Origin of the sequence: Synechococcus sp. Cu2B8-bc1011, assembly GCF_047302735.1 — a bacterium.
Taxonomy (GTDB): Bacteria; Cyanobacteriota; Cyanobacteriia; order PCC-6307; family Cyanobiaceae; genus Synechococcus_C.
On the sequence record NZ_CP138915.1, the window covers coordinates 1,789,143 to 1,801,795 of the forward strand.

A 12,653-nucleotide genomic window follows, 5' to 3' on the forward strand; every position below is an offset into this window, starting at 1 on the left:
CTCGCGCGGTTGGTGGGATGTGATCAGACCAGAATGGAGACATGCATCGACTGAGCAGTCTTCCGGGCGCCGAAAGCAACGAGGTTTTCACCGTTGTTGAGCAACCGCCCGCCCCGATTCTTTTCCTGACGAGCGCAGCGACCGATATCAGCACCCTTTCAGCCTGCCTTCGGCAGCCAGAGCTGCAGCATTGGAAGGAGCAGTTGCGAGCTTTACCCCTCGATTGTCTTCGGCATCCCGCTCAAATTGATCACTATCTGGCCACGACGGCGAGCTTGGCTCGGGTGCTGGTGGTGCGCCTGCTGGGTGGGCGAGGTCACTGGAGTTATGGGCTTGAACAGTGCCGGCGTTGGCAGGCGTCTGCGCAACATCGAACCTTGCTTGTTTTGGCGGGGACCGCCGATCAAGACGACGAACTCCATCCGATTGGATCGGTGTCTTCGACGCTGTCTCAACAATTAGCTCTGTTGTTGCGCGAAGGGGGGATGCCCAACATGACCAAGGTTTTGAAGGCGATTCACCCCTTCATCAACCGCTGCAAGGCACCTGAACTCCTCAATGTCGGTATCGATCTTCAGCCCGAACGGATGGCTGATCCAGCTCCGTTTGATTGGTGTGATGAACCTGGTGCGAAGGTCGGAGTCCTGCTCTATCGGGCTCATGCCCGTGCCGCAGACACGGACTGGTGTCATCAACTTTTAACGGCGTTGCGAAGCCGTGGATTATCACCGCGTGCCCTGTGGGTGAGCAGCTTGAGAGATCCCGTGGTCCAAGAGGGGGTGCAACGAGCATTTCAAGCGCAGGATGTCCAGCTAGTGGTCAGCACCACGGCCTTTGCATCGGTGCAGTTTCAAGAGGCAGGGCTTGGCACTCCGCTTTGGGATGGCCTTGATCTGCCCGTGTTGCAGCTGCTGTGCTCTGGACGATCCAAGCAGGATTGGGACGCTACAACCCAGGGTCTTGATCCCATCGATCTCTCCCTTCAAGTGGTTCTTCCTGAGTTGGATGGCCGCATCACCACAAGAATCGGTGCCTTCCGGGAAGTTCAAGATTCGGAATCCAGTTTGTCGACGGCTGTTAAAGGTTTGGTTCCCGACTCCGTTGGGCTGAATTGGCTGGCCGACCATGCCCGTTGTTGGGTGGATCTTCGTCAAACGGAAGCAGCAGAGAAGCGCGTGGCATTGGTGCTTGCGAATTACCCAGTTCGCAATGGACGTTTAGCCAATGGGGTTGGTCTGGACACACCCGCCAGCACCATCAATATTTTGAACTGGCTTGCTGAAGCGGGCGTTGAGCTGGGCAGCGAGTCGCGTCCCGATTCGTCTGAGGCGCTGATGGCCCAATTGTTGTCTAGACGCAGCAACGATCCCGAGAGTTTTCACCTTCAGCCCCTGACCTATCTACCTCTCCACCACTATTTGCGCTGGTGGAGTCAGCTCCCACCTGGCGCACGAGCTCTGATTGAGCGTCGTTGGGGCTCACCAGAACAGGCCGTGGATCTGGAGGAGAAGGGGTTTGCTGTCCATGGTTTGCTTCTGGGTCATGTGGCCGTGTTGATTCAACCCAGCCGCGGCTATGACCCCGATCAGATCAGTGATCTTCATTCGCCTGATCTTCCTCCCCCTCATCGTTATTTGGCCCAATATCTTTGGCTGCAGGAGGTGCACGCCACCCAGCTGATGGTCCATGTGGGGAAGCATGGCAGTGCCGAATGGTTACCAGGCAAGTCGGTTGGACTGAGTGAAGCCTGTGGTCCAGGGCTAGCGCTTGCTCCGATCCCTCACGTTTATCCCTTCATCGTGAATGATCCGGGGGAGGGATCCCAAGCCAAGCGTCGGGGACATGCCGTGATCCTCGACCACCTCACTCCGCCCTTGGGTCGGGCTGGATTGCATGGATCTTTGCTGTCTCTGGAAGCCTTGCTGGATGAGTACGTCGAGGCTCGTCAAGTTGCTGCTGAACGCTGCGATGTACTCGAGCAGCAAATCAAGCAGTTGCTACAACACCTCGATTGGCCATCCTTCCCCGATGCATCGAATGATTCTTCCAGCGCGGCTAATCAAGACAACGCTTCTTGGGCCCGCTGTCTTGATCAGGTTGAGACCTATCTCTGTGAGTTGAAGGAGGCGCAAATCAGAACCGGCCTGCATCGTTTTGGCAGCCAGCCTGAACGCTCGGTTCAAAGAGAACTCGTGCTGGCTATTGCGCGATCGCCGTCGGGTGGCTGCCAAGGCATCACCCAGGCCATGGCCAAGGTGGTTGGACTGGAATGCGACCCCTGGTCGGATGAAGATGGTGCCCGTTTGAGCGACCACGACCGCAGAACCCTCGAGCAGTTGGGTTGTGATCATCCCAGACGTGTCTCGGCTGCTGTGAGTTGGCTCGATGGTCAAGCGCTTCGCTTGCTGGAGCAGATCACAGACGAGCCCGGTGAACCGCTATGTCCAGCGCTCCAGCAGTGGCTCCACGACAACAAGGAGCCTGCTCTCCTGCGCCTGCACGATGAGCTGTTACCGCGTTTGTTGGCCTGTGCCTCGAGTGAAAAGAAGGCCTTCCTTGCTGCTTTGTCTGGAAGACGGATCGCCAGTGGACCTTCCGGAGCTCCAACGCGTGGTCGTCCAGATGTATTGCCAACGGGGCGAAATTTCTATTCCGTTGATCTGCGTGGTCTTCCAACCGAAGCGGCCTGGGATTTAGGCCGGCGTAGCGCTGAGCAATTGTTGGATCTCTACCGACTCGAGGAAGGGGAAGATCTGCGTCACCTTGCCCTCTCGGTGTGGGGGACAGCCACGATGCGTAACGGCGGTGAAGACATCGCACAGATGTTGGCTCTTCTTGGCGTTCGACCTCTCTGGGATGGCCCAACACGGCGAATGGTGGACCTTGAAGTGATTCCTTTGAGCCTGTTGGCTCGACCCCGGGTTGATGTCACCCTGCGAATGTCAGGACTGTTCCGCGATGCCTTCCCTCAGCTTGTGGGTTGGGTGAATCGCGCTGTGCAACTCGTCTCAACCCTCGATGAAAGCGACGATGTGAATCCTCTTGCCTCGATCACCCGCGAGGAAGGCCCTCAAGCCAGGATTTTTGGTTCTGCACCAGGTGCGTATGGCGCTGGATTGCAGGCCTTGATTGATTCGGGCCAATGGGACCATCAGGAACAACTTGGCGAGGCTTTTTTAGCTTGGAGTTCGTGGAGTTACGACGGCGACGTTCAAGCTCATGCCAACCGCACAGGGTTAGAACGAGCTCTGCGTCACGTGCAGGTGGTCCTCCATAACCAAGACAACCGGGAACACGATTTACTCGATTCCGATGATTACTACCAGTTTCATGGAGGGATGACCGCAGCGGTGCGTCGCTCTGGAGGGACCAACGTGCGGCCATGGTTTGCAGATCACTCTCGCCAGGAACGACTTCGCATTCATTCCCTCAGCCGTGAAATCGACAAGGTGGTGAGAAGCCGTTTATTGAACCCACGCTGGATCGAAGGAATGCAACAGCATGGCTACAAAGGAGCGTTCGAAATGGGAGCCAGCCTCGATTATCTGTTTGCTTATGACGCTTCAACTGAAGCGGTTCCTGATTGGTGCTACGGGGCCATCTGTGATCAGTGGCTGCTTGAAGTCAGCACACAAGACTTTTTAAGGCGGTCGAACCCCTGGGTTCTCAGGGATATGGCCGAACGCCTGTTGGAAGCTGCAAACCGAGGCTTGTGGTCTCAACCTTCCCCCGATCAGCTTGAGCAGATCCGGGGATTGGTTCTTCAGGCCGAGGAGGCCGTCGAGAAAGGAGGCCTCAGTTGTTGAGGTCGCGAACCATGTCCTTAAACGGATCAATCGATCCTGGCTTCGAGGATGGAGTCCGCGTCTGCATTTGAGGAGCAGGCTGCATTTTGGGTGGTTCGGATTTCAATTCTTCCTTGCGACCTGCAGGGGCTGCATTGGGAGCCATTGGTGCGTTGACACCTGCCGTACGCAACGCATTTCCCTTGAGTTTTTGATCTAGCTCCTCCTTTGTCATCGCCTCGGCGAAAGTCTTTTTCACCGGGGTGGGAATGCCACTTGAAATCACCGAGGGGATCGAAGGTTCTTCGTTGGGTTTCTCATCTCCCAATCCTTTGGAACGGGTCCCAACTTTGAGATCCATTGCATCCACTTCGGTCACCAGTTCCTTATTGCCTGGATTGTCGGCGGATCCTGGGAAGGTGCGGCGGATGGTTTTGGCCTCCCGCATGTAGTCCACATTTCCGTAGGAGGAGGACGTGTCTGAATCGAGAAAGAAGGCCTCTGCTTTCGCTTTGACGTTGTCCTTAGGAAGGCCCTGTTGACCGTCCTTCTTGGAGCTTGAATTAAGCAGCCGATCGAAAAGACCCATTGCAACCATCCAGATCGTTGAATGAATTTAGCGGCCCTTAAGGTCAATTCCGTGTGTATCAGTGCCGCAAGTACGCAAAAGGCCAAGGTTTTTTAACTGTTGATCGATCGATTCACAGATCAATGGCGTGGGTGACCAGCGTTGTTGCATGTCGTAGTCGTACCAGGCTTCACCACCATCGAAACCGAGCTCAGCGGCTGCATCGATTAAGACCGAGAACCCCAACCTGTACCGACCTGGATGGGCAAGGATTGCGATCCCGCCGGCTTCATGAATCGCTTTACGAACCTCGCCTGCCCTCAGAGGTGCACCAACCGCAGCATCGCCGGTGGAGTAAGGCAACAAAGCGGTATGTCCTGGCGTAAAGCCCAGAGCTAGGACGTGAACCAAACAACCGCGCAGGATGCAACTGATTTCCATCCCACTCCAAAGCGTTGGAGTGTTCACGCCCTGATCGCGAGCACGCTCAAGCCAACGAACCATCGGACCATAGGCGGCGATCGAATGGTGATCGGTGACGGCAATGTGACTCAGCTTGCGCGCATTGGCTTGTTCAATCAGTGCAACCGGTTCCAGGCTTCCGTCACTGCAGACGGTATGGCAATGAAAATTGAGTAAACCTGGACAGCTCTCAGGTCCAACCGTGTTCAGAACAGCCCGCAGTGGGTGCTGGTCATGCGTCACTGGCTGACTCCTGCGCGAGCGCTGCTTCGCGGAGACGTCGCCAGCGGGCATAAAACTGAATGGTGCCGGCCATAAACACCACGAGTCCAACGGTTAACCAGGTTGCTGCTCCTGTTGGAAATTGGGTTTTGAAGACCACCAGCATCACCACGAGAACAAGCAACAGGGTTGGAAGTTCGTTGAGAGCACGGAGTTGCCTGCCGCTCCACTGGCAAACCCCAGCTTGCAGTTGTCCCATCAGTCGATAACAGAACACGTGATAGGCCAGCAACAGAGCCACAAAGCCGAGCTTTGCGTGCATCCAGCCTTGCTGCAGCCAGGATGGTTGTGTGATCAACAGACCTGCCGCCATTGTCACGGTGAGGATCAGGCCAGGTGTGGTGATGATGTTGGCCAGCCGCCTTTCCATCACTGCGTACTGCGCTTTGAAGGCTTCGCGAACAGGCGACTCCACCTCGTCCGCTTCAACGTGATAGATGAACAGTCGAACGAGATAAAAGAGACCCGCGAACCAGACCACCACGCCAACGATGTGAAGGGTCTTGAACCACAGGTAAGCCTCAGGAGGAAGCGTCAGTGTCATGACCCCATCAATCTCTCCTCAACAATAGAAAGCCGCTAGCTGAGTGAGTCAAGAAACTGTTGCGCCTTGGAGTAATGCGTTTCCATTACCTCGGCTGCCATGCGATCGAGATTTCGAGTCATCATCGCCAATCTTGGTTGTGAACGAAAAAAGTCTCCATGACGATGAATAAAACTCCAGAACAAGCCATCCCATATCTCACACCACTCTCCGCGTTTGTAGTCAGACATTTTGCGAACGTAATTGGAGCCTGATATATAAGGTTTGCTCGTAAAGATTCCACCGTCTGCAAACTGACTCATCCCATAAACATTAGGAACCATGACCCAATCGTAAGCATCCACGAACAGTTCCATAAACCAAGTATAGATACGACTGGGATGAAAACCACAAAGAAGCATCGGGTTTCCCAGCAGCATCAGGCGCTCAATGTGATGACAATATCCAGTGTTCAAAGCACGTTTGATTGCATCATCAATCGGTGGAATCCCCGTGGTTCCTTGGTAAAATGCGTCTGGGATGGGGCGATCTTCAAAGTTCCAAAAATTGCTATTGCGCATCGTTACTCCATGGCGCAGATACATCGCAGCCATGAATTCACGCCAACCAATGATTTGCCTTAGAAAACCCTCCAGAGAATTCAGTGGGATCTCACTAGATTCTGCAACGTCGAGCGTTTGGGTGAGAATCTGCTGGGGAGTCAGAAGCCCGAGGTTGAGCATCGGGGTTAAGACGCTATGCCACATCACACGGTGTTTGGAGCTGATGGCATCTTCATAGGTGCCGAAACCAGCCAGTCTTTGTTCCAAAAAGGTGTCAAGCCATTGTTTTGCTGATCGGTGATCAATAGGGAAATCAATTGATGGTTCTTCAGGAACCGTGATTCCTTTGGGAAGTTTTTTACGGTTATCGGCGTCATAACTCCAGCGACCACCCACAGGATCTCCCTGATCATCGATCAACACTCCTAAGCGCTTGCGCTGCATTTGATAGAAATTGGCCATCATTGGTTTGCGTCGGCCGCTGAAATATTTATCCATCACTTCGGTTGGCGTCAGCAACATCGGAGTGGGTAGAAGATTGAGAATGCAATGGCGCCGTTCCAATGTCTTTTTGACTCTTTTATTCAACAAATCATCGATTGGATCGACCATGTAAAATGTTTGATATCCAGAATCAATTAATTGGTTCAGAAGATCTGATGTTTGCTGATTCTGATTGGGTGTGAGTATGCAAACGCTAAAACCTTTGGACGCAAGATCCTTTTGGTAGGCAAGCATCGTTTGTTGATGCAACTTGAGCTTGCGTGGGTGGATGGTGAGCGGCCATTGAGGATCACCTCCGAGGATCAAGCCATCTGCAATCAAGGCAATGCTGCGGTTGTCACAAATACCTGGATGGTGTTCGAAAAGCTGATGGGGGAAAACAAGCGTGATTTCCATAACGTCTTATCCGGTTTCTCCCGCTAGTCGGCAGGCACGCCGTCCCAGCGCTGTGGCTGGGATGCGATCCACCAGCCCTCCTCGTGGGCTGAGCTGCTGGTTTCGGCAGTCCATCACGACACGCTCCCGATGCCCTTGTTGATCTTCCAAGCGCATCCGCAGTTGCCAGTGATTTTTGGCGCTGCGGGTGATCTCATCGGCGCACACCACACCTGTGCATAGGCCCGGTGCCGCCAAGGCTCGATCAGGATTTATCAGACAGATGGAGAATGCGATCAACACAGTGCAGACCAGGTTCGTGGCGTGAAAGCAGCGTTTCATTCCGTGTCCTCACCTGCCATCCCCACGTTGTCCTCATCCAGTTCCTGCGGATGAAAATAGGTGCGGATCTGTTTCGCCAGAGAGAGTCCAACCCCGGGGGCTTGATGGATTTGCTCCACGCTGGCCAGCTGAATGGCGTCAATCGACTGAAAGTGAGCCAATAGATCACGCACCCGTTTCGGCCCCAGCCCAGGAATGTCAGATAGTCGTGAGCGCTTCATCCGCTGGCCACGCTGCTGTCGATGGAAGGTCACTGCGAAGCGATGCGCCTCGTCGCGCAAACGTCGCAACAACGTCACTCCGAGTTGATCCGGTTCGCTCTCGAGGGGCTGCTTTGCTTCTGGGAGGAAAATCTCTTCGCGTTGTTTGGCCAAGGAACAAACCACTAGGTCCTCATGCAAATCCAACTCGCGTAAGGCCTCCATCACTGCGGACAACTGCCCCTTACCACCATCAATCATCACGACATCGGGCCAATCGTGGAGTCCATTCATGTTCAGGCTGCTATTGGATTGACGACGGACCTCATCCAGGTCAGCACCTTCAGCTTTAACGCGGGCCCATTTGCGAAAGCGCCTGCGCATGATTTCTGCCATGGCCATGAAGTCATCGCTGTGGCCGGCCTGAATACTGCTGCTTTGGATTTTGTATCGGCGGTAATGCTGCTTGGCAGGAAGTCCGTCAATAAAGACCACCTGAGAGGCCACAGCATCACTGCCCTGAATATGACTGATGTCATAACCCTCAATTCGTCTTGGAGGTGTGGCTAACTCAAGAAGTTGAGCGAGATCCTCATTCGCTAAGGCTTGCTGCTCCTGAGTCTGACGAGCCCTGCCCAGTTCAAATTCAGCGTTACGCATCACCAAATCAATCAGGTCTGCTTTTTGGCGTCGTTGGGGATGCAACACCTGAACTTTGCGCTCTCTTTGCTCGCTCAGCCATTCAGTAATCAAGCTCTGTTGAGGTAGCTCATGCTGCACCAAAACTTCTGGAGGAATCTCAACAGCATCAACCTGGCTGTAGTGCTCTTCAATGACGCGTTGAAGAATGATTCCTGCCTCTAGATTTGTTGCATCTGCGGCGAAACCAAGTCTCCCCACAAGTTTTCCAGCACGCATCTGGAACAACTGAATGGCTGCAAAATGATCGTCTTGGGCAACAGCCAGAACATCTCTACTCACTGATGCATTAGGCAAGCTCATTTTTTGGTCAGCTGTTAATTGATCAATACCCTGAAGTTGATCGCGTATTCGTGCTGCAGATTCAAAATCAAGCCTCTCGGCGTAACGTTCCATTTGCTGGTTCAGGAGTTTCCTGAGTTCATCACTTCGACCCTGAAACACCATCGCAACTTTGCGTAAAATTTGGTGATAATCCTCAGAGCTCACCTTCTCTTGACAAACTCCTGGACAACGGCCAATCGAATAATTAAGGCAGGTTCGATTAGGATAAAGTGGTCGTGGTCGTTGGCGTAGTGGAAAAACACGTTTTACAAGAAACAGGGTCCTTCTCAGTAAGCCCACATCCACATAAGGTCCATAAAACCGATCAAGTGGGCTTCTAAACCTTCGACGTCTAGTAATGAAAATTCGGGGGTAGGCTTCGCTCCAGGTAATGCAGAGATAGGGATATTTTTTGTCGTCTTTCAGCAACACATTAAAATGTGGTTGCTGGTTTTTGATCAGATTCGATTCCAGAGCGAGCGCTTCAGCTTCGCTATCCGTGACGATGAATTCGATTTCACAGATTTGCCGCACCATCAAGCGGATGCGTGGACTCAGGTCATGGCTGCTTCGAAAGTAGCTTCGAACCCTGCTGCGCAAGGTTTTTGATTTTCCGACGTAGAGCAACCGGTCGTCGGCATCGCGCATGAGATAACAGCCCGGCTCTGGGGGGATCTCTTTCAGGCGCTGTTCCAGGCGCTCCGGTTGCTCTAGCAAAGGACGCTGCATCTCTTGAATCTAGAGAACCTGCGCTGCATAGGATCCGATCAGTCCTTCATGGCTGATGCGCGCTCTCTATCCGGGCAGTTTTGATCCACTCACCCTTGGTCATCTCGATTTAATCGAGCGTGGCTGTTCCTTATTCGGAGAAGTCGTTGTGGCTGTTCTCCAGAACCCAGGCAAGTCTCCCGCTTTTAGTCTTGATCAACGGTTGGAGCAAATCACTCAGGCCACCTCCCATCTGCAAGGGGTCACGGTGACCAGCTTCAACGGCCTAACCGTGAACTGCGCTCGCGAACACCATGCCCAGTTGATCCTGCGTGGATTACGAGCGATGAGTGATTTTGAATACGAACTCCAAATTGCCCATACCAACCGATCTTTGGATTCAGAATTTGAAACGATTTTTCTCAGCACTGCAGCCCACTACAGCTTTTTGAGCAGTTCGGTTGTGAAAGAAGTGGCTCGATTTGGTGGCCGTGTGGATCACATGGTTCCGGCGGTGGTGGCGGAAGACCTCAAGAGGTTCTTTAATTCGGCTTTATAAGCCAGTTGCGATGAGCGAGATCCAGTTCTCCGTGCTCGACCAGCTCGATCAGCTCGAGGAAATTGTTCTCGAAGGTAGTCGCATTCCTTTTAGCGGTGGCAGGCTAGTCAATGAGCAGGACGCCGTCGAGATTATCGATGGCGTTAGAGAGGCCCTTCCCGGGCAGGTCGTGCAAGCTGATCAGTTGCTGCAAAAGAAGGACGAATTCATTTCCTCAGCGCGCAGTCAGGCCGACGAAATTGTTCAAAAAGCCCAGCTTCAGCGCGAACAGCTTGTGAGTGCGGCTGCGGTTCGCCAGGAAGCTGAACGTCAAGTTAATGAAATGAGAGATCAAGTTCGCCAGCAGTGCGAACAGCTCCTCCAGAGTTCTCGCCAACAGGCCGCTCAAATGGAGCACGAAATGCAGTCCAAGCAAGTTCAACTTGATCAGCAATATGCAACGCGTCGTCAACATTTAGAGCAAGAGGCTCTGCAACGCCGTCAACAACTTGATCAAGAAGCGCTCGAACTCAAGCGCCAATTGGCTGAGCATCATGAGCGAAGTCGACAGCAGTCTGCTCAGGAGTTAGAGCAAATCCGTCTTGAAGGGGTCAAACTCCAGAAAGAAGCTCAATCGGAAGCTGAGCGTATTCATAACGATGCTCTGCAGTTTCGTCAGCAGACTCAACAGCAGTGTGAATCGTTGATTCAGCGCACACGCCAAGAAGCAGCCTCTGTTCAAGACGGTGCTAACCGCTACGCCGAGCAAACCCTTGGCGAATTAGAGCAGCGACTCAAGGAGATGGCTCAGGTGGTGTTGGCTGGGCGCCAGGAACTCGTCAAGATTCAAATGATTCGCCCCGAGAGTTCCGCATCTGAGACAGAAGCTCTTGAACCAAACAATCGTCAGGGAAAAGCGGTCTCGATGAACAAAGCACGTCGTGCAGCTTCCCGTCTTAGATCGATGAAGGGCACGGGCTGAGGTTGTACACGGTCCTCAAGATCTGGCCGATCGTTGCGTTAGGTCGGCTAGCACCATTCGAGATCATGCTCACGTAGCGAGGCCCGTCGTTCGTTTGGAGAATTCCTGAAATTGAGCGCACCCCGCTAATCGTTCCTGTTTTGCCCCAAAACTTGCCTTGGATCGGTGAACCGATGAAGTAGTTGCGCAGTGTTCCTCTCTGTCCAGCAATCGCCATCGAAGCTTGGTAATAAGCGGCGTAAGGGTGTTGATCCATCCGCATCAATAACGCAGCAATGGTCTGACTTGACACACGGTTGTTGCGCGAAAGACCACTGCCGTCTGCAACCCTGAGTCCCTCCACAGAGATCCCTTGTTGCTGCATCCAACGGTGTGCGGCTGCCGATGCCGCTCTCACATCCCATTGGTCAGCAGCTTGTCTCAGCAAAACTTCTGCCGTGAAGTTATGACTTTCAGTGTTGGCAAGGCTCATCAAGGCATGCATCGGAGCAGAGGTCTCTTCATGCACCACGATTTGATCGTCGCTTTGTTGTCGCTGTTGGCTGTTTCGAATCGGTAGCACTTGTTGGACCTGGACGGATCCGCCGCGCCGCTTCACCTCTTTCTTGAACAACGTCTCTAACCGTTTGTAGGGATCGTTCACAGCACCTCCTAGAGCGTTACTGGTTAGGGCAAGGCGAGTGATTGGGGCTCCATAGGCATAGGCGCGATCTGCGGGGTGCCAATCGTTCGGCCACCAGTTTTTGCGAGGTTCTTCCTGCACCATCAACTTCACGGATCCGGCTGAGGCTCCCCGTGCTCCTCCTTGACCCATAGCGGCCATGGCAAAACGCTGTAAACCGGCAATGCCAAGATCAGGATCCCCTTGACCCTTGAGTTCAAGGGTGCCATCAGCCCGTTGGACTAACTGAGTTCGCAAGCGGAAATCTGGACCTAATTGGTCGAGGGCGAAGGCGGTGCTGATGAGTTTTTGGTTGGAGGCTGGAATGCGTGCCATCCCGCCATTGACGTCACCCAGCAAATCACCATTGCTGTTAACCACTGAAACGCTCCAGGATCTGGCAACGGGTGCGAGTAAGCGATTCAGAGCTTGCTGCAGAGGTGCACAGGAGCGTCCTCTCTGTTGGAGATCGGGAAGAGGCTGGTTGGACGGTGGTGGTGGAAGGGTAAGCAGTGGGGGCTGCTCGGCCTTACCAGGAATTGAGGCTGTAGTGCTTGCCGCCAGCGTTAGGACAAGGAGAGCTGCTTTCATTGCACCTTCAAGCCACTAACCGTTCCATTGAGGCGGTAAAGCTCACCTTCAAGTTCGACGGGTATGCCGACTTTCAACTTGGTACCGGCCAGAACCACGCCAGATTTGGACACCGTTGCATCACCTTTCAGCACAAAGCGAGCATTCAATGTGCCCACAGTCGCTCGGTTTGGATCGGGTGCCGTCACGACGGATCCATCAGGTTGAACCGCTGCTAGCACTCGGTTGATGTCATCGACGCGAATCAACTTGACGCTTCCAGCGGGTTGATTCCGAATGATGATGCTCGCCCGTCCTGAAGCAAGCGCTTTCTGGACCAATGCTTCAGGGTCTGCGGCACTCACCCGACGAACGTCCACCATGATTTGCACAGATTTCACAGACCCGTTCGCTTTTGCGAACGTATTAGAGAGCTTTGGACTCCAAAGCACCCCACCAACGGCGACCAGTGCAATCAGGCCAGCAGTGGTATCGAGAACTGACAACCCTCGTAATCGGTCTCTGAAAGCCATACCCATTGCCGATCACCTGGCCAGAGTAAAAGCC

11 protein-coding genes are annotated in these 12,653 nt (G+C 53.6%); 3 read left to right on the forward strand and 8 right to left on the reverse strand.

Going from position 1 to position 12,653, the window contains the following annotated elements; all coding sequences use genetic code 11:
• The first annotated feature begins 41 nt into the window (after positions 1-41).
• On the forward strand, positions 42-3,806 hold the full coding sequence (cobN, locus tag SIC18_RS09280) for a cobaltochelatase subunit CobN (RefSeq protein ID WP_413429408.1): 3,765 nt from the start codon (positions 42-44) through the stop codon (positions 3,804-3,806).
• On the opposite strand, the gene SIC18_RS09285 is transcribed toward cobN, so the two are convergent.
• The 6 genes from SIC18_RS09285 to uvrC are packed head-to-tail and all read right to left on the reverse strand — an operon-like array spanning position 3,796 to position 9,356.
• A complete protein-coding gene (locus SIC18_RS09285; RefSeq protein ID WP_413429409.1) occupies positions 3,796-4,374 on the reverse strand; it encodes a hypothetical protein in 579 nt (192 codons plus the stop codon). The genes cobN and SIC18_RS09285 overlap by 11 nt on opposite strands.
• Positions 4,375-4,401: 27 nt before the next feature.
• Positions 4,402-5,109 carry a PHP domain-containing protein gene (locus SIC18_RS09290; protein WP_413429410.1) on the reverse strand — a complete coding sequence of 236 codons (708 nt, stop codon included), beginning with the start codon at positions 5,107-5,109 and terminating at the stop codon, positions 4,402-4,404.
• Positions 5,048-5,635, reverse strand: coding sequence for a protoporphyrinogen oxidase HemJ (gene hemJ / locus SIC18_RS09295; RefSeq protein WP_413430532.1), 588 nt, complete (start codon positions 5,633-5,635; stop codon positions 5,048-5,050). The genes SIC18_RS09290 and hemJ overlap by 62 nt, the downstream gene beginning before the upstream one ends.
• A gap of 41 nt (positions 5,636-5,676) precedes the next feature.
• Positions 5,677-7,083, reverse strand: coding sequence for a cryptochrome/photolyase family protein (locus tag SIC18_RS09300; RefSeq protein WP_413429412.1), 1,407 nt, complete (start codon positions 7,081-7,083; stop codon positions 5,677-5,679).
• Positions 7,084-7,089: 6 nt separating this feature from the next.
• Complete coding sequence (locus tag SIC18_RS09305; protein WP_413429413.1) at positions 7,090-7,404, reverse strand: hypothetical protein; 315 nt, start codon at positions 7,402-7,404, stop codon at positions 7,090-7,092.
• On the reverse strand, positions 7,401-9,356 hold the full coding sequence (uvrC, locus tag SIC18_RS09310; RefSeq protein WP_413429414.1) for an excinuclease ABC subunit UvrC: 1,956 nt from the start codon (positions 9,354-9,356) through the stop codon (positions 7,401-7,403). The genes SIC18_RS09305 and uvrC overlap by 4 nt, the downstream gene beginning before the upstream one ends.
• Before the next feature lie 55 nt (positions 9,357-9,411).
• Here uvrC and coaD point away from each other — a divergent pair, with 55 nt between their 5' ends.
• Together coaD and SIC18_RS09320 are read left to right on the forward strand one after the other, a co-directional pair.
• Entirely contained in the window at positions 9,412-9,894 is a 483-nt protein-coding gene (gene coaD, locus SIC18_RS09315; RefSeq protein ID WP_048346471.1) for a pantetheine-phosphate adenylyltransferase, read from the forward strand.
• Positions 9,895-9,904: 10 nt separating this feature from the next.
• Positions 9,905-10,855, forward strand: a complete 951-nt coding sequence (locus SIC18_RS09320) for a hypothetical protein (protein ID WP_048346472.1) — start codon at positions 9,905-9,907, stop codon at positions 10,853-10,855.
• Here the strand turns inward: SIC18_RS09320 and dacB are convergent.
• Together dacB and SIC18_RS09330 are read right to left on the reverse strand one after the other, a co-directional pair.
• Positions 10,830-12,107, reverse strand: coding sequence for a D-alanyl-D-alanine carboxypeptidase/D-alanyl-D-alanine-endopeptidase (gene dacB, locus SIC18_RS09325; RefSeq protein WP_048346473.1), 1,278 nt, complete (start codon positions 12,105-12,107; stop codon positions 10,830-10,832). The two genes, SIC18_RS09320 and dacB, sit on opposite strands and share 26 nt — an antisense overlap.
• The gene (locus tag SIC18_RS09330) at positions 12,104-12,619 is read right to left on the reverse strand and encodes a DUF4330 domain-containing protein (RefSeq protein WP_048346474.1); all 516 of its coding nucleotides are present in this window, start codon (positions 12,617-12,619) and stop codon (positions 12,104-12,106) included. Before SIC18_RS09330 ends, dacB begins: the two co-directional genes overlap by 4 nt.
• Positions 12,620-12,653 lie beyond the last annotated feature (34 nt).